General features: G+C 67.5%; 19 protein-coding genes. 6 read left to right on the top strand and 13 right to left on the bottom strand.

All coding sequences use genetic code 11. The features are described 5' to 3' along the window. Nucleotides 1-28: 28 nt before the first annotated feature. From AC1DQ3_RS04270 to AC1DQ3_RS04250, 5 genes are all read right to left on the bottom strand, one after another. The gene (locus AC1DQ3_RS04270; RefSeq protein WP_477118936.1) at nucleotides 29-1063 is read right to left on the bottom strand and encodes a transglutaminase family protein; all 1035 of its coding nucleotides are present in this window, start codon (nucleotides 1061-1063) and stop codon (nucleotides 29-31) included. Continuing rightward, on the bottom strand, nucleotides 1060-3729 hold the full coding sequence (locus AC1DQ3_RS04265; RefSeq protein WP_477118935.1) for a circularly permuted type 2 ATP-grasp protein: 2670 nt from the start codon (nucleotides 3727-3729) through the stop codon (nucleotides 1060-1062). Before AC1DQ3_RS04265 ends, AC1DQ3_RS04270 begins: the two co-directional genes overlap by 4 nt. A 24-nt stretch (nucleotides 3730-3753) precedes the next feature. After that, nucleotides 3754-7308, bottom strand: a complete 3555-nt coding sequence (locus AC1DQ3_RS04260; RefSeq protein WP_477118934.1) for a transglutaminase family protein — start codon at nucleotides 7306-7308, stop codon at nucleotides 3754-3756. Nucleotides 7309-7472: 164 nt separating this feature from the next. After that, the gene (locus AC1DQ3_RS04255) at nucleotides 7473-8213 is read right to left on the bottom strand and encodes a tetratricopeptide repeat protein (RefSeq protein WP_477118933.1); all 741 of its coding nucleotides are present in this window, start codon (nucleotides 8211-8213) and stop codon (nucleotides 7473-7475) included. Between the two features lie 89 nt (nucleotides 8214-8302). Next, on the bottom strand, nucleotides 8303-8893 hold the full coding sequence (locus AC1DQ3_RS04250; RefSeq protein WP_477118932.1) for a MarR family winged helix-turn-helix transcriptional regulator: 591 nt from the start codon (nucleotides 8891-8893) through the stop codon (nucleotides 8303-8305). 203 nt (nucleotides 8894-9096) lie between these two features. On the opposite strand from AC1DQ3_RS04250, the gene AC1DQ3_RS04245 reads away from it, so the two are divergent. Both AC1DQ3_RS04245 and AC1DQ3_RS04240 read left to right on the top strand, forming a co-directional pair. Then, nucleotides 9097-10092, top strand: coding sequence for a Bug family tripartite tricarboxylate transporter substrate binding protein (locus AC1DQ3_RS04245; RefSeq protein WP_477118931.1), 996 nt, complete (start codon nucleotides 9097-9099; stop codon nucleotides 10090-10092). Nucleotides 10093-10148: 56 nt separating this feature from the next. Continuing rightward, a complete protein-coding gene (locus tag AC1DQ3_RS04240) occupies nucleotides 10149-11708 on the top strand; it encodes a sulfatase-like hydrolase/transferase (protein WP_477118930.1) in 1560 nt (519 codons plus the stop codon). Nucleotides 11709-12198: 490 nt separating this feature from the next. Here AC1DQ3_RS04240 and kdpE read toward each other — a convergent pair whose 3' ends face one another. From kdpE to AC1DQ3_RS04200, 8 genes are all read right to left on the bottom strand, one after another. Then, nucleotides 12199-12894: a two-component system response regulator KdpE gene (gene kdpE, locus AC1DQ3_RS04235; RefSeq protein ID WP_477118929.1), complete on the bottom strand. Its 696-nt coding sequence runs from the start codon at nucleotides 12892-12894 to the stop codon at nucleotides 12199-12201. Beyond that, nucleotides 12884-15829: a DUF4118 domain-containing protein gene (locus AC1DQ3_RS04230; RefSeq protein WP_477118928.1), complete on the bottom strand. Its 2946-nt coding sequence runs from the start codon at nucleotides 15827-15829 to the stop codon at nucleotides 12884-12886. Before AC1DQ3_RS04230 ends, kdpE begins: the two co-directional genes overlap by 11 nt. 136 nt (nucleotides 15830-15965) lie before the next feature. Next, nucleotides 15966-16601, bottom strand: coding sequence for a potassium-transporting ATPase subunit KdpC (gene kdpC, locus AC1DQ3_RS04225; RefSeq protein WP_477118927.1), 636 nt, complete (start codon nucleotides 16599-16601; stop codon nucleotides 15966-15968). Between the two features lie 36 nt (nucleotides 16602-16637). Then, on the bottom strand, nucleotides 16638-18869 hold the full coding sequence (gene kdpB / locus AC1DQ3_RS04220) for a potassium-transporting ATPase subunit KdpB (RefSeq protein ID WP_477118926.1): 2232 nt from the start codon (nucleotides 18867-18869) through the stop codon (nucleotides 16638-16640). A gap of 85 nt (nucleotides 18870-18954) precedes the next feature. Beyond that, entirely contained in the window at nucleotides 18955-20775 is a 1821-nt protein-coding gene (kdpA, locus tag AC1DQ3_RS04215; RefSeq protein WP_477118925.1) for a potassium-transporting ATPase subunit KdpA, read from the bottom strand. After that, nucleotides 20775-20864: a K(+)-transporting ATPase subunit F gene (gene kdpF / locus AC1DQ3_RS04210; RefSeq protein ID WP_006164365.1), complete on the bottom strand. Its 90-nt coding sequence runs from the start codon at nucleotides 20862-20864 to the stop codon at nucleotides 20775-20777. Before kdpF ends, kdpA begins: the two co-directional genes overlap by 1 nt. Continuing rightward, on the bottom strand, nucleotides 20864-21031 hold the full coding sequence (locus AC1DQ3_RS04205) for a hypothetical protein (RefSeq protein WP_477118924.1): 168 nt from the start codon (nucleotides 21029-21031) through the stop codon (nucleotides 20864-20866). Before AC1DQ3_RS04205 ends, kdpF begins: the two co-directional genes overlap by 1 nt. A gap of 196 nt (nucleotides 21032-21227) precedes the next feature. Then, nucleotides 21228-22199 (bottom strand): magnesium and cobalt transport protein CorA, encoded by a 972-nt coding sequence (locus tag AC1DQ3_RS04200; RefSeq protein ID WP_477118923.1) that lies wholly within the window; start codon nucleotides 22197-22199, stop codon nucleotides 21228-21230. A gap of 220 nt (nucleotides 22200-22419) precedes the next feature. Here AC1DQ3_RS04200 and minC point away from each other — a divergent pair, with 220 nt between their 5' ends. The 4 genes from minC to AC1DQ3_RS04180 all read left to right on the top strand — a co-directional run bounded on the left by minC (nucleotide 22420) and on the right by AC1DQ3_RS04180 (nucleotide 25768). Then, a complete protein-coding gene (minC, locus tag AC1DQ3_RS04195; RefSeq protein ID WP_477118922.1) occupies nucleotides 22420-23223 on the top strand; it encodes a septum site-determining protein MinC in 804 nt (267 codons plus the stop codon). Nucleotides 23224-23285: 62 nt separating this feature from the next. Further along, nucleotides 23286-24101 carry a septum site-determining protein MinD gene (gene minD, locus AC1DQ3_RS04190; protein WP_477118921.1) on the top strand — a complete coding sequence of 272 codons (816 nt, stop codon included), beginning with the start codon at nucleotides 23286-23288 and terminating at the stop codon, nucleotides 24099-24101. Between the two features lie 15 nt (nucleotides 24102-24116). Continuing rightward, on the top strand, nucleotides 24117-24371 hold the full coding sequence (gene minE, locus AC1DQ3_RS04185) for a cell division topological specificity factor MinE (protein ID WP_017225994.1): 255 nt from the start codon (nucleotides 24117-24119) through the stop codon (nucleotides 24369-24371). Between the two features lie 308 nt (nucleotides 24372-24679). Beyond that, nucleotides 24680-25768, top strand: a complete 1089-nt coding sequence (locus tag AC1DQ3_RS04180) for a porin (protein WP_477118920.1) — start codon at nucleotides 24680-24682, stop codon at nucleotides 25766-25768. Nucleotides 25769-26066: the final 298 nt, after the last annotated feature.

Below are 26066 nucleotides of genomic sequence, written 5' to 3'. Positions count from 1 at the left end.
GCAGTGCCGACCCGCCGGCCCGCCGGCTCTATGCGAGCGGCAACACGCTGACCTCCACCTCGACATCGTGCGCGCCGCCGCCCACGATGACACCACGCAGCAGCGAGACATCGCTGTAGTCGCGCCCGAACGCCAGCGTGACGTGGCCGGTGTCGGCCAGCACATCGTTGGTGGGGTCCAGATCGACCCAGCCGGCCTGCGGGCAGTACACCGACAGCCAGGCATGCGAGGCGTCGGCGCCGATCAGCCTGGGCTGGCCGGGCGGCGGATCGGTGCGCAGGTAGCCGCTGACGTAGCGCGCGGCCAGGCCCAGCGAGCGCAGGCAGCCGATCATGACCTGGGCGAAATCCTGGCACACGCCGCTGCGCAGGCCGAAGGCTTGCAGCGCCGGGGTATCGACTTCGGTGACGGTGGGCTGGTATTCGAAGTCGGCATGGATGCGGTGCATCAGGTCGATGGCGCCCGCCACCACCGGCATGCCGGGCCCGAAGCTGGCGAGCGCGTAGGCCTTGAGGTCGGGATGCAGCGCGATGTTGGGCGAGGCGAAGCAGAACTCGCTTTGCGGCAGGAAGGGCTGACCGGCACGAAAGCGCAGCGCCGCGACGGCAGCTTGCCACGGCATGCTGGCGGCGGGATCGAGGCTCTCCCAGCGCGGCGTCAGGCTGACCGTGCTCTCGCAGGCGAGCTGCATGAAGCCGTGCGGTACGTCGATGGTGAAGTACAGCACGTTGTTGCCGAAGGCGTCCGTGTCCGCGCGCTGGTGCGACGGCGTCGGCTCGATCAGCGTGCTGTGCGAGAGCACGGCCTGCCACGGGCAGGTCACCGGGAAGATCACGGCGCGCTGCTGGGCGTTCTCCACCGGCGCGGAGTAGTCATAGATGGTCTTGTGGTGGACGGTCAGCACGGAGGCGGCGCACTTATCGGGTGCAGTGGGCGCAGTGGGCGCAGTGGGCGCAGTGGGTGTCGTGGGCGCAGTGGGCGCAGTGGGTGTCGTGGGTGTCGTGGGTGCAGCGGATGCTGCAGGCGCCGCGGCCGCGGTCGTCTCGTTCGCCGCCGCGGTCATGGCCGCACCTCGGCCAGGTTTCCGCTTCCGGCCCCGGCCATGCCGGCATGGCTGAAGTAGCGCGCACTGATCTCGTCGGACAACTGCACCATCATGCTCGTCAGTTGAGCGCACAGTTGCACCAGATTGGTGTACTGCCCGTCGGCGTCGCGCTCGCATAATGCCTCCCAGCCGGGCAGCGTATCCACCGTGGGCAGGAACTGCGGTAGCGGCAAGCGCCCGGTACCGGCCGGGCTGGCCGGCGGCGTGACCTGGCCGAGCTTGACGCGCAGCCGCGCCAGCACGCCGTAGAGCCCGCGCGGGTTGGTGGGTTCGATCACGATCAGGTCGACCAGCGCGGGCACATCGGCGCGGCCGGGATAGCGCGCGCGGAAGGTCAGCGTGCTGTCGAACAGGTGCAGCACCAGGTCAAGGCACGTCCGGTGCAGCAGCGCGCCGTCTTGCGCGAACACCCGCAGGAAGGTCGACAGCGTGGCCACGCGCTCGATATGGCGGCCGATAAACAGCAGGCGCCAGGCTTCGTCGCGGGACATGCGGTCGCCCTGGGCGCCGCTGATGGCGGCTAGCTGCATGCCCAGGTGGTCCAGCGCCGCCAGCACGCGCGGCCGGTCGTAGTAGCCGGCGTCGCTGCCCGCGCCACCCGGGCTGCGGGGGCAGGCCGCCGCCATGGCGTCGCTGAAATCGTTGCGCGCGGCCAGGATGGTGCGCCAATGGTCGTTGGACAGCCGGTTGCGGATCTCGGTGGCGGCATGCACATGGCTGGCCAGGTTCTGGCCCACGCTGGTCCAGCCGGCTTCCTCCGCCAGCGCGGACACCAGGCTGCGCTCGAACACGCGCAGGGAAGCGCGCGGCTGTGGGGCGCCGGTCGGCAGCAGGCCGCAGGCAAGCACCAGTTCGCCGATTACGTCGAGCGCACCGTCGTCGCGGTCGTCGCTGCTCTCGATCGAGCCCAGCACGAGCCGGCACAGGCGCACATTGTTCTCCGCGCGCTCGGCGTAGCGGCCGGCCCAGAACAGGTTCTCGGCGGCGCGGCTCGATACCGCCAGCGGCTTGGGCGCCCCGCCGAATCCCGTGGCGGCCATCGGAAACGGCGGGGACTTCGGCGGCGGCTGCGCCGGCTGGCTCGACAGCACCCAGGTATCGACGCTGGAGCCGCCGAGCTGCATCGATACGGCCGGCTGCCCTTCGCCCGCGAGCCGGGTAAAGCCGCCCGGCATCACCTGCCAGCCGCCGCGCCCGTCGGCAATGGCGTAGACCCGCAGCATGGCCATGCGCGAGCCGATATGCGGCCCTTCCCAGCGCGGTGCGTGCGACAGCGGCAGGTCGGCCTGGATGGTGAAGAGGTCGGGCACCTGCTCGATGCGCTCGCGCCAGTCGGCCAGCCGCTGCAGGCCGCGCTCCATGCCCGGCCGCGGCCCTTCCCAGGGCTGCGCCATGCCGCGCGGATAGGTCGGCAGCAGGAAGGCTTCGCTGAATTGCGCGAGCGCTTCCTCGCGCGCCGAGGCCTCGCCGCACCACCAGCTTGGCACGCTAGGCAGGTGCAACGTCTCGCCCAGCAGTTCGCGGGCGATGGCGGGCAGGAAACCGTGGATGGCCGGCGTCTCCAGGAAGCCCGAGCCGGGCGCGTTGGAGACCAGCACATTGCCCGCGCGCATCGCCTGCAGCAGGCCGGGCACGCCAAGCGTGGAGTCCTGGCGCAGCTCGACCGGGTCGCAATAAGCATCGTCCAGGCGGCGCAGCACCACGTCGACGCGCTCCAGCCCCGCCAGCGTCTTCAGGTAGACCACGTCCTTGCGCACCGTCAGGTCCTTGCCCTCGACCAGCGTGACGCCGAGGTAGCGGGCCAGGAAGGTGTGCTCGAAATAGGTTTCGTTATAGGGCCCGGGCGTGAGCAACACAATGTGCTTGCTGACCCCGGCCGCTGCGCCGGCCGCGGATTCGGGCGCGCATGGCTGCGCGGCGGGCTGCTGCGCCAGCGTGGCCACCAGTTGCATGAAGGCGGCCGGCAGGCGCCGCACGCGCAACTCGCGGAACGCATCGGTAAACAGGCTGGAGATGATCAGCCGGTTCTCCAGCGCGTAGCCCATGCCGGAGGGCGTCTCCGTGCGGTGGGCCATGACCGTCCAGCCGCCGTCCACGGTATGCGCCAGGTCCACCGCGACGATATGCAGGAAATTGCCGCCCGGCGGCTGGTAGCCCTTGAGCGGGCGCAGGTAGCCGGGATGGCCGAAGACCAGGCCGGCCGGCAGCAAACCCTTGGAGAGCAAGGTCTGCGGGCCGTAGATATCGGCCACCATGGCGTTGGCCAGCGCGGCCCGCTGGATCACGCCGCGCTCGATCCGCTCCCAGTCGTCCTCGGCGACCAGGAAAGGCAGCAGGTCCAGCGCCCACGCGCGCGCGCCGGCCTTGTCGGCCTGGTCCGCGTACACGTTGTAGGTCACGCCATTGTCGCGGATCTGGCGCGCCATGGCGGCGGCCCGCTGGTCGAGGTTTTCGATGCCCTCCTCGCCCAGCACCTGCAAGAAGCTCGCCCACGGCGCGCGCAGCCCGTCGCCGCACGCGCCCAGTTCGTCAAGATGCCCCGGCGGCACCGGCCGCGCGCGGCGGATCACCGCGTCGACGGCGGGCGTGGATTCATCGAAAGGCAGTGACGGCTGTAGAGGCACGGGCGCGGCTTGAGGCGAACCGGATCAGCGTTGCCGCAAATCCAGCGTAAACGGAAACTCGAGACTGCGCCGGGCTGGCTCCACGCGCATCACGCCCGGTGTGTGTCCGAGTGTGAAGAAACGTGTCAGGCGCCGGCTCTCAGCCTCATAGGCATTCACCGGGAAGGTCTCGTAGCTTCGCCCACCCGGATGCGAAACATGATACTGGCATCCCCCGATGCTGCGTCCCATCCAGGAGTCCACCACGTCGAAGGTCAGCGGCGCGTGCGACGGGATGCTGGGGTGGAGCGCGGATGGCGGCGCCCAGGCGCGGTAGCGCACCCCCGCCACGAATTCGCCGGCGCGCCCGGTGGGCTGCAGCGGCACCGCCCGACCGTTGACGGTGACCACGTGCCGGCTGTCGTTCAGGCCGAGCACGCGCACCTCGATGCGCTCCAGCGAGGAATCCACGTAGCGCACGGTGCCGCCGGCACTGCCCTCCTCGCCCATCACGTGCCAGGGCTCCAGCGCGGTGCGCAGCGTCAGCGCCAGCCCGCCCGCCGCCAGCTCGCCCACGCGCGGGAAGCGGAACTCGAAGTGCGGCGCGAACCAGGCGTCGTCAAAGGCGAAGCCCGCTTCGCGCATCTCGGTGAGCACGTCGCCGAAATCCATCTGCACGAAGGTGCCGAGCAGGAAGCGGTCGTGCAGCTCGGTGCCCCAGCGCGTGAGCCGCGCGCGATACGGCTCGCGCCAGAAGCGTGCCACCAGCGCGCGCAGCAGCAACTGCTGCACCAGGCTCATGCGCGCATGCGGCGGCATCTCGAATGCGCGCAGCTCCAGCAGGCCGAGGCGGCCGGTGGGGCCGTCGGGCGAGTAGAGCTTGTCGATGCAGAACTCGCTGCGGTGGGTGTTGCCGGTGACGTCGATCAGGATATTGCGCAAGGTGCGGTCGATCAGCCACGGCGGCATATAGGCACCGACGCCGCCGTCCGCGCTGCCCAGCCGGTCGAGCTGGTGCTGCAGTTCGGCAAAGGCGATCTCCAGCTCGTAGAGCTGGTCGTTGCGCGCCTCGTCCACGCGCGGCGCCTGGCTGGTGGGGCCGATGAACATGCCCGAGAACAGGTAGGACAGCGAGGGATGGTTGTGCCAGTACGCGATCAGGCTGGACAGCACGTCGGGACGGCGCAGGAAGGGGCTGTCGGCCGGGGTGGCGCCGCCCAGCACGAAGTGGTTGCCGCCGCCGGTGCCGGTGTGGCGGCCGTCGAGCATGAACTTCTCGGTGCTGAGGTAGGTTTCGTGGGCGGCCTGGTAGAGGAATTCGGTGTGGTCGACCAGTTCGTCCCAGTTGGCGGCGGGATGGATATTGACCTCGATCACGCCGGGATCGGGCGTGACCTGCAGCATCTTCAGGCGCACGTCGCGCGGCGGCGGGTAGCCTTCGAGCACGATCTTCACGCCCAGCCCGGCGGCAGTGGCCTCCACCGCCGCCAGCAGTTCCAGGTAATCCTCCAGCACGGTCAGCGGCGGCATGAAGACATAGATGATGCCGCGCTTGTCGCCCGCCGCATCCTGCTCCACCTTGGGCCCGGCCGCGCGGCTGGGATGGCGCACTTCCACGCACAGCGCGGTGCGGGTGATCCAGCCAGCGGATTCGCCGCGCTCCGGCACGCGCGCCAGGTTCGCGGCCAGGGCAGCGGCAGCATCCGTGCCGCCGACCGTTCCCGCCCCGGGCCTGGCTCCCGCAGTCTTGGCAGCCCGCGCTGCCGCTGCCGCCGCGGCTGCCGAGCCGGGCGCGGGGTAGGGCGCGGTGCTGGCGTGGAACGCCTCGGCCTGTCCAGGCCCCGCGCCCGTGCCGGCAAGCCCTGGCAACTGCGCGCGCAACTGGGGCCCGGTGGGCAGCGGCGCACGCGCCGCGAATGGGTCCTGGTCGAACTGCCAGGGGTAATCGGCCTCGCTGACCCAGGGCAGGGCGTCCAGCGGCAGGCGATAGCCCATCGGCGAATCGCCGGGCAGCAGGTACATGCGGTCGTCGCGGAAGAACCACGGCCCGCTGATCCAGCGCTTGTCGGCCAGGGCGGGGCCATCCTCCAGGCCGCTGCGGCGCAGCGGCAGCACGTAGCCGGTCGCCCGCGACAGGCCGCCATCGAACACGCGGCGCAGCCGCATGCGCTCCATTTCGTCGTCCAGGCGCGCCTCCAGCGGGTCGACGTTGACCGGCAACCGGCGCTCGCGCCAGAGGTAATACCAGGTGTCTTCATAGCCGGGCTGCACAAGGCCCGGGTCCAGGCCGAGCCGGGTGGCAAGGCTGTTGAGGAAACGCTGGGCATCGGCCTCGCTATGGTTGCCCGGCTCGTGCTCGTCGGCGAACAGCGACGGATCCTGCCAGCAGGGCTGGCCGTCGGCGCGCCAGCAGATCGACAGGGCCCAGCGCGGCAGTTGCTCGCCCGGGTACCACTTGCCCTGGCCGAAGTGCAGGAAACCGCCCTCGCCGTAGCGCGCGCGCAGTTTATGCACCAGATCGGTGGCGTAGCCGCGCTTGGTGGGGCCGAGCGCGTCGGTGTTCCACTCCGCGCCGTCGCGGTCCTGGACCGCGACAAAGGTCGGTTCGCCGCCCATGGTCAGGCGCACGTCCTGGGCGTTGAGCAGGCGGTCGACCTCGGCGCCGGTGGCCGCCACGGCCTGCCACTGCGCTTCGGTATAGGGCTTGGTCACCCGCGGCGACTCATAGACGCGGGTGATCGACATCTCGTGGTGGAAGGTCACCTCGCTCTTGTCCACCGCGCCGCTGACCGGCGCCGCGCTGCCGGGCTCCGGCGTGCATGCCACCGGGATATGGCCCTCGCCGGCCAGCAGGCCGGAGGTGGGATCCAGGCCGACCCAGCCCGCGCCGGGCAGGTAGACCTCGCACCAGGCGTGCAGGTCGGTGAAGTCCACCTCGGTGCCGCTGGGGCCGTCGATGGACTTTACATCGGGTGCCAGTTGCAGCAGGTAACCCGATACGAAGCGCGCCGCCAGGCCCAGGTGGCGCAGCGTCTGCACCAGCAGCCAGCCCGAATCGCGGCACGAGCCCGCGCCGGACGCCAGCGTTTCCTCCGGCGTCTGCACGCCGGGTTCCATGCGGATCAGGTAGCGGATGTCCTCCTGCAGGCGCTGGTTCAGGGCCACCAGGAAATCGATGGTGACCTGCGGCGTGCGCGGGATGCTCTCCACGAAGGCGGCAAAGCGCGGGGTGGGCTCGCCCTTGACCATATAGGGCGCCAGTTCATGCGCCAGGCCGGCCTCGTAGCTGAAGGGAAAGCGCTCGGCGTAGGGTTCGAGGAAGAAGTCGAACGGGTTGTACACCGCCATCTCGACCACCAGGTCGACGGTGATCTTGAACCCGGTCGTGGGCTCGGGAATCACCAGCCGGGCCAGGTAGTTGGCGAACGGGTCCTGCTGCCAGTTGACGAAATGCTGCTCGGGCTCGATGCGCAGCGAATACGAAAGAATGGGCGTGCGGCAATGCGGGGCGGGCCGCAGCCTTACCACTTGCGGCGAGAGTTTCACCGGCCGGTCATACCGGTAGTGGGTGACATGGTTCAGTGCGACGTGTGTTGCCACTCGGGCCTCCCATTGCGTTGCGCAGGTTTCGTGCTGTAGTTCCAAGCAAGAGTTGTACCGCCCCGGGCCAGGCTCAGGCTGCCCGGGGCACAGATTCCTCCGTTCCAGCGCTTTCCTCCAGCCTGCGTCACCGCTCGTGGGACACGGCATGGCAGATCGCATCATTACATGGCGCCGCCGCCCTTGGGGTTGGCTTTTGCCTTGTCGTTCAGCCCCTCCTGCAGCAGCGAGCGCAGCTTGGCCAGCGCGCCGGGGTCACCGTGCGAGGCGGCGCGGGCATACCAGATCTTGGCCTGCTCGATGTCTTTCTCCACCACGCCGGGCTCGCCGCGTTCGTAATAACTACCGACGATGTACTGCGCGCCGCCATCGCCGGCGGTGGCGGCGCGGCTGTACCACTCGAATGCCTTGCCGTAGTCCCGCGCCACGCCGCGCCCGGTGAAGTAATTGGTCGCCAGCTCGACCTGAGCCTGCACATGGCCGCCTTCCGCCGCGCGGCGGTACCACACATTGGCCGACTCCAGCGAACGCGGCACCAGTTCGCCATGCTCGTACAGCTCGCCAAAGGTGAACTGGGCATGCGTCATGTCATTGTCGGCCGCGCGGCGCAGCCAGACCAGCGCCTCCTGCGGGCGCACCGGCGTGCCTTCGCCGCGCAGCAGCATCATGGCGTAGTTGAACTGGGCCAGCCGGTTCCCCTGCTCGGCCGCCTTGGCGAAATCGCGCAAGGCCGAATCGAAGGCGCCGGCGTCGTAGGCAGCCACCGCCTGGCGCGTCAGGGTCTGCGCCGGCGCGGAAGGCTGGGGTGCGGCGAGAGCAAGCGGGACGCCGAGCAGGCAGGCGGGAAGCAGCGCGGCAGCGGCAGCAGCGCGGGCTCGGGAGGAAAAGAGACGAACAAGCTGCATGGCAGGCTCCAGGTACACGCGCTGACTCCAACTCTACAAGTGTAGGAGCCGGAAGTCGCCGGTTGCAGTCGGAAGCCGGCCGGCAAACCTTACGGCTGGTGCCACAAATTCCGGGGTGGCTGCGCAGGCACGGGTACGGTGTCGGGCAGCGTTTGCGCCTGCGCCAGCAAGGTTTCGGCCTCGGCATGCAGGCGGGACAGGCAACGTGCCAGCACCCGCGCCTCCTCCGGATCCAGGCAGGCGGCCAGGCGGGCATTGAAGGCCTGCGCCTGTGCAAAGGCCTGGCGGTAGACCGCCTCGCCCTCCTCGCTCAGCACGAACGCCGCCGCCCGCCGGTCCTGCTCGCGCGTGGCGCGGCGCACCAGACCGCGCGCCATCAGGGCATGCACGGCGCGGCTGGCCAGTACCTTGTCGAGCCCCGCGCTTTGCGCCAGCTCCGTGAGGCGCGTGCCCGGCTGCTCGCCGAGGAAGGCCAGCATGCGCCACTCGCGCCGGCTCACCCCGGCTGCGGCGCGCAGGTGCTGGCCGCTGGCCTGCAGGGCGACGCGGGTCAGGTGATAGAGGCGGTAGTTCAGGAAGTCGGCCAGCCGGGCGGGGTTCTGCAGCGTCTCGCCGGCGTCCCGGTCATGCTCGTGCCCGCCTGCGTGCCCACCCTGGCCATGCGCTTCGCTACCGCTCATGCTGCACCCGCAAATTTGGTTGATTTTGTCAATTATATGGGTGGGTGTTAGCGTCTGTGCCGCTACATAAGAACCGGCGGCCCAGCATCTGGCGGCAACAGGCGAAACGTGCAGATCAATCTGCGAAACGCTGACCAGGCGCACCGGGACCGACTCGATAAATTGGCCGGCTTCCCGCCGATGCCGAACCAACAGGAGAGACCGTGAAACCCGCCCAACTGCTGCGCGCGCTAGTGCCCACTTTCGCCACCCTGGCCGTGCTGGCTGCCACCTGCCTGCCCAGCGCACCGGCCAGCGCCCAGAACGACCGCCCGCTGCGCATCCTGGTGGGCTACCCCGCCGGTGGCACCGCCGATCTGGCCGCGCGCCTGATCGGCGACAAGCTGCGCGAGGCATTCAAGCAGACCGTGGTCATCGAGAACAAGCCCGGCGCCGGCGGCCGGCTGGTGATGGACTACGCCCGCACCCTGCCCGCCGACGGCAATACGCTGGTGGTGGCCAACTCGGCGGTGATGACCATCGCCCCGCTGGTCTACAGCAAGCTCAACTACGACATCCAGCGCGATTTCACGCCGGTGGCGCAGACCGCCAACTTCCAGCTGGCTCTGGCCGCCGGCCCCGGCACGCCGGCCAGATCGCTGAAGGAGTACATCGACTGGCTCAAGGTCAATCCAGACCGGAACAATTCCTACGCCTCGCCGGCGCTTGGCAGCATCCCGCACTTCTTTGGCTTGCTGATCGGCAAGCAGGTAGGGGTCGAGATGCTGCATGTGCCGTTCAACGGCTCGGCACCGTTGATGAACGCTCTGGTTGGCGGGCAGGTCCCGACCTCGGTGGATACGCTGGCCGACCTGACCGAGATGCACCGGGCCGGGAAGATCCGCGTGCTGGCGAGTTCAGGGACGCGGCGGTCGGTGGCGCTGCCGGACGTGCCCACGTTTACTGAACTTGGCTATAAGGACATCGAGGGCGTTGGCAGGTACGGGTTCCTGGCGCCGGCCGGCGTGCCAAAGGCGACCATCGACCGGCTGAACGCGGCGATCGTGCACGCGGTGCAGTCGGGGGATCTGAAGGAGCGGTTCCTGAAGCTGGGGCTGGAACCGCAGACCGGTAGCGCGGAGCAGTTCGGGAAGGTGCTGGCGGCGGATGCCGTGCGTTGGGGGCCGGTGGTCAAGGCATCCGGTTATACGGGGGATTGAGATTTCATCTGTGATTAATTGGTTGCTCTATTCTTACGGTGAATAATCTAAACAGCATGTCGACCCGCAACACCCTCTTCATCATGTGCGACCAGCTGCGCCAGGACCACCTGGCCTGCTACGGTCACCCCACCCTGCGCACGAAAAACATCGACGCCCTGGCTGCCCGCGGCGTGCGCTTCACCAAGGCCTTTGTCACCTCCGGCGTCTGTGGCCCCAGCCGCATGAGCTTTTATACCGGCCGCTACCCAAGCAGCCATGGCGCCACGTGGAACCGCGTTCCGCTGTCGGTCGGCGAAGTGACGCTGGGTGAATACCTGAAGGACAGCCACCGCGCACTGGCGCTTGCCGGCAAGACCCACGTCATGCCCGACAACGCCAATCTGAAGCGCCTGCATCTTGATGGCGGCAGCGAGCTCGAAACGCTGCTGCGCAGCGGGCATTTTGTCGAAGTCGACCGGCACGACGGCCATCACGCCGAGCCGCACAGCGCCTACGCCGAATGGTTGCGCAAGCAGGGCTACGACAGCGCGGATCCGTGGACGGACTACGTGATCAGCGCGGAAAACGCGCAGGGCGAGATCGTGTCGGGCTGGCAGATGCGCAATGCCGGCCTGCCGGCGCGCGTGGCGGAGCCGCACTCGGAGACGGCTTATACGGTAGGCCAGGCGATGCAGTACATCGCCGCGCGCGGCGACGATCCGTGGGTGCTGCATCTCTCGCTGGTCAAGCCGCACTGGCCCTACATGGCGCCCGCGCCTTACCACGCGGCCTACACGCTGGACGACTGCCTGCCGCTCAAGCGCCACGACGTGGAGCTGCAGGATCCGCATCCGGTGCTGGACGCTTACCGCACGCAGGAGGAATGCGCCACCTTCATGCGCAGCGTCGTCTCGGACACGGTGCGCCCCGCCTACCAGGGCCTGGTGCAGCAGATCGACGACCGGCTGGGCGAACTGTGGGAACAGCTTGAACGCCTGGGCCGCTGGGAAGACACGTTGATCGTCTTCACGGCCGATCACGGCGACTTCCTTGGCGATCACTGGCTCGGCGAGAAGGAGCAGTTCTACGACACCGTGCAGAACATCCCGCTGATCGTCTACGATCCGTCGCCCGACGCCAACGCCACGCGCGGCAGCGCCGATGCGCGCATGGTTTCGGCCGTGGACGTGGTGCCGACCGTGCTGGACGCGCTGGGCCTGCCGCCGGCGGACCATCGCGTCGAAGGCCGCTCACTACTGGATCTCACGCGCGAGCGCGGCAATGGGCAGTGGCGCGATTTCGTGGTGTCGGAGCTGGACTATGCCTATCGCGGCGCGCGCCTGGCGCTGGGCCGGCACCCGGGCGAATGCCGGGCGTGGATGGTGCGCAATGCGCGCTGGAAGTATGTGCACTGGCAGGGTTTCCGTGCGCAGTTGTTCGACCTGGCGCGCGACCCCGACGAGTTCTTCGACCTGGGCGCCGATCCTGGCCATGAGGCAATCCGCTCGGCCATGCAGGGGCACCTGCTGGAATGGTTCTGCACGCTGAAGCCACGCACCACCGTCAGCCATGAAGAGGTGGCGGCGAAGACCAATGTGTATAAGCAGGCGGGGGTGTTCTTTGGCGTGTGGTGAGGGGGGAAGGCCGCCGCTCATGGGAGAGAGCAAACCACCGTACTGCATCCGGCCACTCGTACCAGGATGCAGTACCCACATGAAAGTCCGATGAACCGAAAATGCGATAGCGTCGGATCACAATGGGTGTAGCCGTGTTTTCCGCCCGTCGGGCGGCAAACACCGTCCCGCGATGCGAAGCGAGCCGTAGCGGTTTGCCTAGCCCGTATGGGGCGCCTCGTCGTCAGGCAAAAAGAGCGGAAAAGAGGGGGCCATGTTTGAGTATCGCCTTAAGGCGATGCGAGTTTGGCCCCCGGCCGCTCTTTTTGTCTGACGACGAGGAGTCTTTCGCCCCATCCGGGTCGCCTTCTTTGCCTACTTTCTTGGCGAGACAAGAAAGTAGGTCGCCTCCCCGCAGGGGAGGTGAAACTGCCTTTGACTTTGCAGTTGCAGTTGCAGTTGCAGTTGCAGTTGCAGTTGCAGTTTCCTTTAACCCCCCTCCCCCTCCCCCTCACCCCACAAACCGATACCCCACCCCCACCTCCGTCATCAAATGCGAAGGCTGCGCCGGATCGGCTTCCAGCTTGTGCCGCAGATGTCCCATATACACCCGCAAATAATGGCTGCTCTCCGAATGCGCCGGCCCCCAGACTTCACGCAGCAACTCGCGATGCGTCATCACCTTGCCGCGATGCGCGATCAGCACAGCGAGCAGGCGGTATTCGATCGGCGTGAGATGCACGTCGTCTCCGGAGCGCGTGACCACCCGGTTGGCCAGGTCGATCTGCACTTCGCCAAAGGCAACCAGTGGCGTGCCTTGTGGGTTGATCTTGGCGTGCCGGCGCAGCAGCACACGCACGCGCGCGATCAGCTCGCCCACGCCGAAGGGCTTGGTCAGGTAGTCGTCGGCGCCGGCATCGAGCGCGGCGATCTTGTCGGATTCGCCGGCGCGCGCCGATAGCACCAGCACCGGCACTTCGGTCCAGGTGCGCATCTCGCGGATCAGCGTCATGCCGTCGCCATCGGGCAGGCCGAGGTCGAGGATCACCACGTCGGGCTGGCGGGTACCCGCATCGATCAGGCCACGCTTGAGCGTCTCGGCCTCGTGCACGGTGCAGCCCTCCGCTTGCAGCGCCTCACGCACGAAGCGCCGGATATGCGGTTCGTCTTCGACCAGCAATACCGTTGGCGAGAATTCAAATGTCATTTCGGTTCGATTCCTTGTTGGCTGCCTCGCGCGCGGCGCGCCCCGCGCCATGCGAGGACATGGCGACTTCCTCGGGCGGCTCCGGCTCGACCGCCGGCGGATTGCCGCGCGGCAGCGCCACCACGAACCGCGCCCCGGTGCCCAGCGAGCCATCGGCGCGCGCGCCAGCGCCTTCCACCCAGATGCGCCCGCCGTGCGCCTGCACGATGGCTTCGCACACCGCAAGGCCCAGGCCGACGCCAGCGGTGGCCGACTCGCGCTCGCCGCGCGTGAATTTCTGGAAGATCGACTGTTCCTGCCCGCGCGGCACGCCGGGGCCGTCGTCCTCCACCGTGAGCCGCACCTCCGCGGCAACCACCTCGCCGGCAATGCGGATATCCGTGCCCGGCGGCGTGTACTTGGCGGCATTCTCCAGCAGGTTGCACAGCACCCGCTCCATCAGCACCGCGTCGCACTCCACCAGCGGCAGCTCCGACAGATCGGCGACCGACACACGGTGCCGCGACAGCGCGTCGCGCATGCCGGCCAGCGCCGCGCCCACCAGTTCCTCGATCGACTGCCATTCTTTCTGCATGCGTACGTCGCGGCTTTGCAGGCGGGCCATGTCGAGCAGGTTGACCACCATGGTGCGCATGCGCAGGGCCTGCTCGCGCATCGCATCCACGCTTTCGGACAGCGGCGGCGGCAGCGGCGGCTCGGCGCGCTGCATGGTTTCGGCCATGCCGATCAGGCTGGTCAGCGGCGTGCGCAGGTCGTGCGAGACGGCGGCCAGCAGCGAGCTGCGCAGCCGCTCCGACTCCATCGACACCAGCGCCTGCTGCGCCACTTCCACATAGTGCAGCCGCTCGATGGCGATGGCGATCAGCGTGGCGAACACGTCGATCTGCCGGCGCCGTTCGGGCCGCGCAAAAGCGCGCCACTCCTGCGGCTCCACCGCCAGCACGCCGCGCGTCTGCATCGGCGCCTTGAGCGGCAGGTAGAGCACGGTGCTGCCCGGCAGCGTGTGGGTACCGGTGCCAGCGGGCTGGCCGTGGTCGAAGACCCATTGCGCCAGCACGGGGTCGATGGCGTCGGTGCCTCGCTGCCCCGGATCGATCACCGGCGGTAACAGCCGCCCCTTGGCCGACACCAGGAAGAACGCCGAGCGCGCGCCCAGCGCGGCTTGCAGGAAGCGGCTGCTGATGGCGACGATCTGCTCGGGCATCAGCGCGGCGGACAGCTCGCGCGCCAGTTCGTAGAGGGTGCGCGCATCGGTCTCGCGCTCCACCGAGACCTGGGCCTGCTCGCGCAGCCCGGCAGTGAGCTGGCCGATCACCAGGCCCACCGCCAGCATCACCACGAAGGTCACCAGGTACTGCACGTCGCTGACCGCGAAGGACATGCGCGGCGGCACGAAGAAAAAGTCGAAGGCGGCCACCGACAGCACCGAGGCCAGCGCGGCAGGGCCGCGTCCGTGGCGCAGCGCCACGCCGACCACCGCCGCGAGGAACAGCATGGCGATATTGACCAGATCGAACCACGGCCGCGTCAACGCCGACAACAAGCTCGCGCCCGCGCACCACGCTATCGCCCACAGGTAGTCGATACGGCGGGCCGCCTCACTGCCTTCATCGCTGTGCGCCGGGTCCTCGCGCACGTCGGGGCGTCCGTCCACCGGTTGCGGGCGGCCGCGCGTGTCTGCGCCCATGGCGTCCGCGGCCACGCGGATCACGTCGATCTCCGGGCAGCCCAGCGCCAGCGAATCGGCAAAGCTATGGCGGCCGAACAGCCAGGCGCGCGCACCCAGGAACGGCGACAGGCCCAGCGCCAGCAGCGCCCGCGCCCGCTCCAGCAAGCCGCCGCCGCTGGGACGCCAGTTGCCGGGCGCGCGCCCGACCAGCACCTTGGTGAGGTTGTGGCGCCGCACATAGCCGGCTACCGACTGCACGATATCGCGGCCGGCCAGGGTCTCGGTGCGCGCGCCGAGTTCCTCGGCCAGCCGCATCGCTTGCTCGATGTTCTGGCGCTCCCGCGCGGCAAGCTGCGCCAGGCGCGGCGTGGCCACCGTCACCACATGCCAGTCGCAATCGAGCTGCCCGGCCAGCCGGCGCGCGCTCTTGACCACCTGCCCGGCGTCGTCGCCGGTGCCGATGCACGCCAGCACCGCTTCGCGCGTGCGCCAGACCGGGCGGATCGATTCGGCGTGCCGGTAGGCGCGCACATCGTCGTCGACGCGGTCGGCGGTGCGACGCAGCGCCAGCTCGCGCAGCGCGATCAGGTTGCCCTTGCGGAAGAAGTTGCTGGCCGCGGTACGGGCCTGCTCCGGCAGGTAGACCTTGCCGTCGCGCAGGCGCCGCAGCAGTTCGTCGGCGGGCAGGTCCACCAGGATGACTTCGTCGGCGTCGTCGAAGACCGTGTCGGGCACGGTTTCCCACACGCGGATGCCGGTGATGCCGCCCACCGCCTCGTTGAGGCTGTCCAGGTGCTGGACGTTGACCGTGGTCCAGACATCGATGCCGGCGGACAGCAGCTCCTCGATGTCCTGCCAGCGCTTGGGGTGGCGGCTGCCGGTGGCGTTGGAATGCGCCAGCTCGTCGACCAGGATCAGCGCCGGGCGCCGGGCCAGCGCGCCGTCCAGGTCGAACTCCTGCAGCACGCGGTCGTCGAGCTTGTGATGCGGCATGTCCTTCATCGGCAGCCGCTCCAGCCCCGCGATCAGCACCTCGGTCTCGGCGCGGCCATGGGTCTCGACGACGCCGATCACCACGTCGCTGCCCTGCTCGCGCAGCGCCCGCGCGGCGGTGAGCATGGCGAAGGTCTTGCCGACGCCGGCGGAAGCGCCGAAATACACACGCAGCTTGCCGCGCGCGGCGCGCTCGCCCTCCTCCTGCATGCGTTGCAGCAGGGCATCGGGATCGGGCCGGTCGGGGGCATCGCGCGTGGCGGCGTCAGGCATGGTGGGGGTCATTGCCCGGGAGAGGGATGGGTACAAACGATTGTGCCACGCTGGAGGCCCGGCATCCGGGCGAGAAGAGCACTCGCCCTCTCCCGCAAGCGCGGGAGAGGGGAACAAACCAGAGGCATCGTCTACCTCACTGCTTCCCGCCATCCAGCGCGAGATTCAACTTAAGCACATTCACCACCGGATCGCCCATCACCGCCAGCAGCGGCGCACCGGTATTCGCTGCAATCAAGGCCTGCACGCGCTCCAGCGGCAAGCCGCGCAGGCGGGCTACGCGGGCCGCCTGGTATTGCGCGGCGGCGGGGCTGATATGCGGGTCGAGCCCGCTGCCCGAAGCGGTCACCAGATCCACCGGCACCGCCGCCTTGTTGCCGGGATCGGCCTCGCGCAGCGCGTCGATGCGGGCACGCGCGGCATCGGTGAGCGCCGGATTGCTCGGGCCGAGATTCGAGCCGGACGACGCCGCCGCGTTATATGGCATCGGCGACGTGGCCGACAAGCGGCCCCAGAAATACTTGGGGTCCGAGAACGGCTGGCCGATCAGCGCCGAGCCGACGGCGTTACCGTCCTTGACGATCAGCGACCCGGCCGCCTCAAACGGGAACACTGCGTGCGAAATGCCGGTGATCACGCCGGGGTACAGCAGCCCGGTAATCGCCGACAGCACGACGAACACCGTCAGCATGGGCCGCAGGAAGCCGCCCTGGACGGGCGTGGCGGGCTGGGCGGTTTGGCCAGTTTGGGCGGTTTGGACTTGCGTATTCATGGATTGCTCCGTTTACATTCGATGCGGCGCGATGCGTCAGACCCAGCCGAACAGCGCCAGGATCATGTCGATCGCCTTGATGCCGACAAAGGGGATCAGGATGCCGCCCAGCCCGTAGATCAGCAGATTGCGCCGCAGCAGGATGGCCGCGCCGAGCGGGCGGTACACCACGCCGCGCAGTGCCAGCGGGATCAGCACCACGATGATCAGCGCGTTGAAGATCACCGCCGACAGGATGGCCGAGGCCGGCGTGGCCAGGCCCATCACGTTGAGCTGGTTAAGCTGCGGATACGTGGTGGCGAAGGCGGCCGGGATGATCGCGAAATACTTCGCCACGTCGTTGGCCACGCTGAAGGTGGTCAGCGACCCGCGCGTCATCAGCATCTGCTTGCCGATCTCGACGATCTCGATCAGCTTGGTCGGATTGCTGTCCAGGTCGACCATGTTGCCGGCTTCCTTGGCCGCCTGCGTGCCGCTGTTCATCGCCACGGCCACGTCGGCTTGCGCCAGCGCGGGCGCGTCGTTGGTGCCGTCGCCGGTCATCGCCACCAGGCGGCCTTCGGCCTGGTAGTCGCGGATCAGCTTGAGCTTGGCTTCGGGCGTGGCTTCGGCGAGGAAGTCATCGACGCCGGCCTCGGCCGCGATCGACGCGGCGGTGAGCCGGTTGTCGCCGGTGATCATCACGGTCTTGATGCCCATCTTGCGCAGTTCGCCGAAGCGTTCGCGGATACCGGCCTTGACGATGTCCTTCAACTCGACCACGCCGAGCACGCGCACGTTCTCGCCATCGGTGCTGGATTCCGCCACCACCAGCGGCGTGCTGCCGGCGCGGGCCACGTCGTCCACGGCCTGCATCACCGCGTCGGGGAACTTGCCGGCGCGTTCGGTCACGTACCTGCGCACCGCGTCGGCGGCGCCCTTGCGCACGCTGCGGCCACCGGCATCCACGCCGCTCATGCGGGTCTGCGCTGTGAACGGCACGAAGATCGGGCGCAGCGCGCTGATATCCGGCGTAGCGGCACCGGTCTGCTGGCGTGCCAGCGTCACGATGCTGCGGCCTTCCGGCGTTTCGTCGGCCAGCGACGACAGCCAGGCGGCTTCGGCCAGTTGCTGCGCCGACACGCCGGGCGCGGCGATAAAGCGCGAGGCCTGGCGGTTGCCGTGGGTGATGGTGCCGGTCTTGTCGAGCAGCAGCACGTCCACGTCGCCGGCGGCTTCCACCGCGCGGCCCGAGGTGGCGATCACATTSGCTTCCATCATGCGGCTCATGCCGGCCACGCCGATGGCCGACAACAGGCCGCCAATGGTGGTCGGGATCAGGCACACCAGCAGCGCGATCAGCACCGTGATGGTGACGGGCATGCCGGCCTTGGCGACGAGCACGCTGTACACCGAGAACGGTTGCAGCGTGGCGGTGGCCAGCAGCAGCACGATGGTCAGCCCGACCAGCAGGATGGTCAGCGCCAGTTCGTTGGGCGTCTTCTGGCGCTTGGCGCCTTCGACCATGGTGATCATGCGGTCGATAAAGCTCTCGCCGGGATTGGTGGTGATGCGCACCACGATCCAGTCGGACAGCACGCGCGTGCCGCCGGTGACCGAGGAGAAATCGCCACCCGACTCGCGGATCACCGGCGCGGATTCGCCGGTGATGGCGCTCTCGTCCACCGAGGCCACGCCTTCGATCACGTCGCCGTCGCCAGGCACCATGTCGCCGGCTTCGACCAGCACCACGTCGCCGCGGCGCAGCGCGGCGGCGCCGCGCGGCTCGGTGGCGCCGGCGGCGCGGTAGTCGCGCCGGCCTTCCTTGACCAGCTTGGCGGTGACCGTGGTCTTCAGCCCGCGCAGCGCCTCGGCCTGCTGCTTGCTGCGCCCTTCGGCCAGCGCTTCGGCAAAGTTGGCGAACAGCACGGTGAACCACAACCACACCGACACGGCCAGGATAAAGCCGGCGCTTTCGCCGCCGGCCGTGGCCGGCGCGAACAGCGCGCGGAAGAACAGGATGGTGGTCAGGATACTGCCCACATAAACCACGAACATCACCGGGTTGCGCAACTGGTCGCGCGGCGAAAGCTTCTTCACCGAGTCAAGCATGGCCGGCTTGACCAGTTCCGGCGCGAACATGCCCCCGCGCGCCGGACGATGATGGCCGCCGCCCTTGACCAGCCCGTGGGACCCGTGGACCGGCGTGGCCGCGCTGGTCGCCGGGGTAGTGTTTGCCGGTGCTGCGCCGGCGTTCTTGCCGCGCGTCACCATGGATTCTTGTTGCATGCGCTTCTCCGCAATCTGCTGATACGCTCTTTTTGAGGGCTGGCGCCGGATGCGCTGGCGCCGGCCCTCATTCCTTGCTGACTTGTTACTTGCCCGCCGCCGTCACCGCCGGAGGCTGCAATTGCTCCGCCACCGGACCCAGCGCGAGCGCCGGGATATAGGTCAGGGCGCCCACCATCAACACCGAGCCAACCAGCAGCACCACGAACAGCGGGCCGTGCGTGGGCATGGTGCCGCCGGTGACCGGCAGCCGGCGCTTGGCCGCCAGCGACCCCGCCATGGCCAGGATCGGCACGATGATCCAGAAGCGGCCGAACCACATCGTGGCGGCCAGCGCCACGTTGTAGAAGGGCGTATTCGCCGACAAACCGGCAAAGGCGCTGCCGTTGTTGTTGGCGGCCGACGAGAAGGCGTAGAGGATCTCCGAGAAGCCGTGCGTGCCGGGGTTGAATACGCCGGCGCGGCCGGGCTCCACCATCACCGCCACCGCCGTGCCCAGGAGCACCAGCAGCGGCGTGACCAGGATCGCCACGGCGGTCATCTTCATCTCATACGTTTCGATCTTCTTGCCCAGGTACTCCGGCGTGCGGCCGATCATCAACCCCGCGATAAACACCGCCAGCACCGCGTACACCAGCATGCCGTACAGGCCCGAGCCAACGCCGCCGAACACCACCTCGCCAAGTTGAATCAACAGCATCGGCACCAGGCCGCCGATGGCGGTAAAGGAATCGTGCATGGCGTTGACCGCGCCGCACGAGGCCGCCGTGGTGATGGTGGCGAACAGCGCGCTGGCGGCAAGGCCGAAGCGCGTTTCCTTGCCTTCCATATTGCCGCCGGCCTGCAGCGCGCTGGCGGCATGGTCGATCGGCAAGCCCGCCAGCGCGGCATTCGCCTGCTGCTCGGAAAGCGCGGCCACGCACGCCATCACGACGAAGATCACCGTCATCGAAGCCAGTATGGCCACGCCCTGGCGGCGATCCTTCACCATCTCGCCGAAGGTGAAGCACAACCCTGCCGGGATCAGGAAAATGGCCAGCATCTGGATCAGGTTGGCGAGCGCGGTCGGATTCTCGAACGGATGGGCCGAGTTGGCGTTGAAGAAGCCGCCGCCATTGGTGCCGAGCATCTTGATGGCTTCCTGCGAAGCCACCGGGCCCATCGCCAGCGTCTGCTTGTCAGTCTTCATGGCCTGCGTCACGGGCGCGCCCTTGGCGTCGAGCACGGGCTGGCCGGCGGCGTCCACCTTGGGCTGGCTGTATTCGACCGGCGTCACCAGCGCGACTTCCTTGTAGCCGTCGAAATTCTGGATCACGCCCTGGCTCACCAGCGCCAGCGCGATGGCCGCGGAAAGGGGCAACAGCACGTAGAGCGTGCAGCGCGTCATGTCCACCCAGAAGTTGCCGATGGTGGTCGCGCTCTGCCGCGCGAAGCCGCGGATCAGCGCAAACACAACGGCAATGCCGGTAGCCGCCGAGAAGAAGTTCTGCACCGTGAGCGCCAGCATCTGCGTCAGGTAGCTCATGGTGGACTCGCCCACATAACCCTGCCAGTTCGTGTTGGTCACGAAGCTGACGGCGGTGTTGAAGGCGGAGTCCGGCGAAACCGCGCCAAAGCCTTGCGGGTTGAGCGGCAGCCAGACCTGCACGCGCTGCAGCACATAGACGGCCACCACGCCCAGCATATTGAAGGCGATCACCGCGACAGCGTATTGCTTCCAGCCCATCTCGGCATTGGCGCGCACCCCGGCCACGCGATACAGCAGGCGCTCCAGCGGACGGCCCCAGGCCGTGGCGAGGTAGCGGTCGTCCTCCATCGCCCGGCGGATATAGCGCCCCATGAAGGGCGCAAGCGCCAGCAGGATGGCTAGATAGAGGACCAGGAGTCCCAGGAATTCGCTTGACATCAGAATTTCTCCGGCCGGAACAGGGCGATCAGGAGGTAGATAAAGACAGCGACGGCGAGCACGCCGCCCAGCAGGTCAGCCCAGTCCATCACAGCCTCCTGTCGGCGGCGCTGTCCTTGCGGAGCGCATCGAAACCCTCCGCGCCCGGCCCGTCCCCCACGCCAGATGGCTTGCCTCCCAGTGTGGCGCATAAGGCCAGCAGCGCTCCGGTCAGCGCAACGAACAGCAACAACCCAATGAAATAGATCCCATCCATGGCAGTACACCGTGAGTGATTCACAGATGGCAGATTAGGGATGGCACGGTAAAAACGGGGTAGAGAGGGGAGGCGGGGGTGTAAAGAAGATATATAAATCGCGTAAATAACGGCATGAAAGTGCGCGGCAGCGCTCATGGCTGATCCTGCCGGGGTGGCAGGCGTGGCGTGGCGACCGGGCCCCCGCGCCCGCCGCTCAGATCCAGCCGGACTTGTGCAGCTTGCGCCAGAGCCCGCCGCAGGCCAGCACGGTCACCCCGATCACCACCGGATACGCATAGTGGAATTTCAGTTCGGGCATGAAATTGAAGTTCATCCCATACAGGCTGAACACCACCGTGGGAACGGCCAGGATGGCACCCCAGCCGGCAAGGCGCTTGACCACCTCGTTCTGTCCCACGGTCACCAGCGCCAGGTTCACCTGCACCGCGGTGGTCAACATCTCGCGCACCACGTCGAGGGCGCGCACCTGGCGGCTGGCATGGTCCTCGATATCGCGGAAATACGCGCGCAGCTCCTTGGGCACCAGGTTCTCGTGCAGCCGGATCAGTTGCCCGCAGATCTCCTCGATCGGATAGACCGCATTGCGCAGGCGCAGCACCTGGCGCTTGATGTGGTAGAGGTGCTCGATCGCGGCGCGGTCGAACTCGTCGCGGAAAATGCCTTGTTCGAGCTGCTCGAAGCCGTCCTCCAACCGGGTGACGATGGGCATGTAGTGATCCACCACGAAATCCATCAGCGCGTAGAGCACGTAGCCCGGGCCATTGGCCAGCGCGCGCGGATCGCTCTCGCAGCGCTCGCGCACCGGCGCGTAGCTGCTGCTCGCGCCGTGGCGGACCGACACCACATAGTTCGGGCCGACGAACAGATGGGTCTCGCCGACCACCACTTCCTCGTCCACCAGCTGGGCGGTGTTCAGCACGACGAAGATGGAGTCTCCGTAGGTTTCCAGCTTGGGCCGTTGGTGCGCGTCGAGGGCATCCTCCACCGCCAGGTCGTGCAGGCCGAACTCCTGCTGCACCTTGCGCAGCAGCGGCAGGTCCGGTTCGTGCAAGCCCAGCCACACAAAGGTGCCGGGCACGGCGATGGCGTCGCTGATCTCGTCCACGGCCACATCGCGCAGCCGCTTGCCGCCCCGGTAAGCCACACTATTGACGATCGCGCCCATGACCACTCCGTTGTTCAGATGGCGCAATCGTAACAAGAGCGGCGGCATCGCGGCACGCTGGTGTGCCGTTGCCTGCGCGCCGCCGCCAGGGCGGCGCGTCCGGCCCCGGAAAACGCGCCGTCAACGCGCCGCATCCGGCACTGACCCGCAAGCATCGGGCATTTGTTACCGTTCTGCACCCAGACGAAGTTAGAATGTCCCATTTCCACGGTCACCGACTATGTCCCAGAAGAAATCGCCACGCTTCGAGCTGCGCAGTGGCAATGTCGACGCCCTCCTTCTCGCTCTCAAGACCGCTGACATCGCAGCGCTGCGGGACGATCTTCTGTCCCGCTTCGAATCGACCCCCGATTTCTTCTCCAACGATGTGGTCGCCCTGGACCTGCGCCGCCTGGAAGGCGACGACAGGATCGCCCTGGACACCGTGATCGAAACCCTGGCCCTGCTCAGGGCCCGCGCCATCGGCGTGGTGGCCCGCGAGGGGCAGCGCGGCTGGGCCGCGTCGTTCGGCCTGCCCCTGCTGGACAGCCAGAGCCGGCGCGGCGGACGCGAGGAAACCCCGCAGGCCGAGGAAGCACAGGCGCAAGCACAGGCCGAAGCCAGGGCGCAAGCCGAAGCCAGGGCCGCGGCAGCCGAGGTGGAAGCCGCGGCCGCCGCCGCAGCGCTGGCCGAAGCCGCTTCGCGCGGCGCTCCCACCATGCTGATCGACAAGCCCCTGCGCTCCGGCCAGCAGATCTACGCCGCCGGCGACGTGGTGATCCTGGACCTGGTCAGCTACGGCGCCGAGGTGATCGCCGAAGGCAATATCCATATTTATGCCCCGCTGCGCGGCCGCGCGCTGGCGGGCGTCAAGGGCAACGCGCAGGCGCGCATCTTCTGCACCTGCCTGGAGCCCGAACTGCTCTCCATCGCCGGCATCTACCGCACTGCCGAACTGCCACTGCCCGACGAAGTGCTGGGCAAGTCGGCCCAGGTGCGGCTGGCCGGCGAGAAACTGATACTCGAACCGCTCCGGATGAAGTAACACCCGCCGCAGAGCCCAACCCACAGCAGCGCAAGCTTCAACCATTACTGGATCCAAGAGCCATGGCAAAAATCATCGTTGTGACCTCCGGCAAGGGAGGCGTAGGCAAGACCACCACCAGCGCCAGCTTTTCCACCGGCCTGGCCCTGCGTGGCCATAAGACTGCCGTGATCGACTTCGACGTCGGCCTGCGCAACCTCGACCTGATCATGGGTTGCGAGCGCCGCGTCGTGTACGACCTGGTCAACGTGGTGCAAGGCGAGGCCAACCTGAACCAGGCCCTGATCAAGGACAAGAAGTGCGAGAACCTGTTCATCCTGCCGGCCTCGCAGACCCGCGACAAGGACGCGCTGACCAAGGAAGGCGTGGAGAAGGTCATCAACGGCCTGGTCGACATGGGCTTCGAGTACATCGTCTGCGACTCGCCCGCTGGCATCGAGTCCGGGGCCTTGCTGGCCATGTATTTCGCCGACGAGGCGCTGGTCGTGACCAACCCGGAAGTGTCCTCGGTGCGCGACTCGGACCGCATCCTCGGCATCCTCTCGTCCAAGACCAAGCGCGCCGCGGAAGGCGGCGATCCGATCAAGGAACACCTGCTGATCACCCGCTACAACCCCAAGCGCGTGCATGGCGGCGAGATGCTGTCGCTGACCGACATCCAGGAAATCCTGCGCATCAAGCTGATCGGCGTGGTGCCGGAATCCGAAGCCGTGCTGCACGCATCCAACCAGGGCACGCCCGCCATCCACCTGGAAGGCTCGGACGTGGCCGATGCCTATGGCGACGTGGTGGACCGCTTCCTGGGCAAGGAAAAGCCGATGCGCTTCACCGACTACCAGAAACCGGGGCTGCTCTCTCGCATCTTCGGCAACAAGTAAGGAGGACCTACACTCATGTCGATTCTGTCCTTCCTGCTCGGCGAGAAGAAAAAGTCCGCCTCGGTTGCCAAGGAGCGGCTGCAGATCATCCTCGCCCATGAACGCTCCGGCCATTCCGCGCCGGCCGACTATCTCCCCGCCCTGCAGCGCGAGCTGGTCGCGGTGATTTCCAAGTACGTGAAGATCAGCGACCAGGACCTGCGCGTGAGCCTGGAGCGCCAGGACAACCTTGAGGTGCTCGAGGTCAAGATCGAGATCCCGCAAGGCTAGGATCGCTGGCCCGAAGAAGTCCGGGCCAGCGATCGCGACCTGCCGCACGCTTGCGCACCGCCGGCGCCCCCCAATCCCGTGGGGTAGGCGCGATGGCACTGCCGCCATCCTGCGATGCACCATTTGGTAGTTCTGTCGCGGCGTCACAACGCTTTTGCACCAAATGCCTGCAAAGGGCCTGTCAACGGGGTGCATTAGTGTCTAAATCTTTTCTGTTTTGTTAAATTTCCGCGAGCGTTTACACGGAACGTAAACTCGTCCGCCGCCGCGATCCGGCCGCGGACTATACAGAATAGAAAAGGAGCCATATGAAGAAGTCAGCCCTCACCCTTGCCATTGGTACGCTGCTGGCCGGCAGCGCCTACGCCCAATCGTCGGTGACCCTCTACGGTATCGTCGACCAGAGCCTGCGCTACACCAACAACTCGAACGCCAACAACGACAGCCTGTACCAGCTGACCAACGGCGCGATCACCAACAGCCGCTGGGGCATCAAGGGCAGCGAAGCCCTGGGCAACAACCTGAAGGCGATCTTCCAGCTGGAAAACGGCTTCGATCCGCAGAACGGCCGCGCCAATCAAGGGGGCCGCCTGTTCGGTCGTCAGGCCTATGTGGGCCTGGCCGGCGACTTCGGCACCGTCAAGCTGGGCCGCCAGTACACCGAGGGCTTCAACTTCTTCGGCGACTACGATCCGCTGACCATCGGCAACTACACTGGCAACGCCTGGCCGTTCTTCCTGACGAACTTCCGCAATGACAACGTAGTCAGCTACGACGGCAAGTTCGGCGGCCTGAACGTGGGCGCCAGCTATGGCTTCGGCGAAAAGGCCGGCTCCTTCACCTCGTCGCAATACTATGGCGGCCGCGCTGCATACACTGTTGGCCCGTTCGGCTTCGGTGGCGTGTACCAGCTGACCCGCGACTCCGCCGGCAACAAGCAGCAAATGTGGGGCGCCGCAGGTAAGTACAGCATCGGCCCGGCGAAGATCTTCCTGGGCTATGTGGGTGGTCAGGACAAGACCGGCAGCGTCGACGCCAACCTGAACGCCGACGCCCTCTCTACTGGCACCCCCACCGGCAACCCGGTCCCGACCGGCAACTTCACGGCGAACCCGCGCAAGGATGCCATCGGCTACCTGGGCCTGACCTACCAGTTGACCCCGGCGCTGGCACTGACCGGCGTGTTCTACGGCGACCACGTCAAGAACACCAACGGCGTGTCCAACAACCAGGGCAATCGCTACACCGGCGTGCTGCTGGCCGAGTACTCGCTGTCCAAGCGCACCCAGGTCTACGGCACCGTGGACTACAACAAGCTGACTGGCGGTACGAAGACCGAACTGCCGGGCAAGAACAACCAGACTGGTGCGGCCGTCGGTATTCGCCACATTTTCTGATTGTCCTTCCAGGCTTGATCCCCGCTCGTTCGGGGGACACGCCGGACGACAAGAAAGAACCTCCGGGTCGAGGCCATCGCTTAATCGGTTGATTCGGCCTGCCTGATTCGGAAAAATGACCCCTGTGAGTCAATGACTTGCAGGGGTTTTTTCATCAGTTCGCGCGGGAAACATCGGCCTTCAGGCCGGTGAGGGATAGCGCGCGACGCGAAGCGTCGCCCCTGCGCCCGCTCTCCTTCGTGGATGGCGCTACGCGTGAATAACCATATCCGTCGCCGCGTTGCATGAGCTTGCAATA

Source organism: Cupriavidus sp. 01T418 (assembly GCF_056398885.1).
The sequence above is the reverse complement of the archived record's forward strand: the minus strand, read 5'-3'. Positions and strand labels throughout refer to the sequence as shown.

Coding starts and splice junctions, on each gene's coding strand:
- AC1DQ3_RS04230 (WP_477118928.1), bottom strand. CDS start 15,829: ATGCCTGACGCCGCCACGCGCGATGCCCCCGACCGGCCCGATCCCGAT.
- AC1DQ3_RS04200 (WP_477118923.1), bottom strand. CDS start 22,199: ATGGGCGCGATCGTCAATAGTGTGGCTTACCGGGGCGGCAAGCGGCTG.
- kdpC (WP_477118927.1), bottom strand. CDS start 16,601: ATGAATACGCAAGTCCAAACCGCCCAAACTGGCCAAACCGCCCAGCCC.
- AC1DQ3_RS04250 (WP_477118932.1), bottom strand. CDS start 8,893: ATGAGCGGTAGCGAAGCGCATGGCCAGGGTGGGCACGCAGGCGGGCAC.
- AC1DQ3_RS04270 (WP_477118936.1), bottom strand. CDS start 1,063: ATGACCGCGGCGGCGAACGAGACGACCGCGGCCGCGGCGCCTGCAGCA.
- minE (WP_017225994.1), top strand. CDS start 24,117: ATGTCGATTCTGTCCTTCCTGCTCGGCGAGAAGAAAAAGTCCGCCTCG.
- minD (WP_477118921.1), top strand. CDS start 23,286: ATGGCAAAAATCATCGTTGTGACCTCCGGCAAGGGAGGCGTAGGCAAG.
- AC1DQ3_RS04205 (WP_477118924.1), bottom strand. CDS start 21,031: ATGGATGGGATCTATTTCATTGGGTTGTTGCTGTTCGTTGCGCTGACC.
- AC1DQ3_RS04240 (WP_477118930.1), top strand. CDS start 10,149: ATGTCGACCCGCAACACCCTCTTCATCATGTGCGACCAGCTGCGCCAG.
- kdpE (WP_477118929.1), bottom strand. CDS start 12,894: ATGACATTTGAATTCTCGCCAACGGTATTGCTGGTCGAAGACGAACCG.
- minC (WP_477118922.1), top strand. CDS start 22,420: ATGTCCCAGAAGAAATCGCCACGCTTCGAGCTGCGCAGTGGCAATGTC.
- kdpF (WP_006164365.1), bottom strand. CDS start 20,864: ATGGACTGGGCTGACCTGCTGGGCGGCGTGCTCGCCGTCGCTGTCTTT.
- AC1DQ3_RS04255 (WP_477118933.1), bottom strand. CDS start 8,213: ATGCAGCTTGTTCGTCTCTTTTCCTCCCGAGCCCGCGCTGCTGCCGCT.
- kdpA (WP_477118925.1), bottom strand. CDS start 20,775: ATGTCAAGCGAATTCCTGGGACTCCTGGTCCTCTATCTAGCCATCCTG.
- AC1DQ3_RS04180 (WP_477118920.1), top strand. CDS start 24,680: ATGAAGAAGTCAGCCCTCACCCTTGCCATTGGTACGCTGCTGGCCGGC.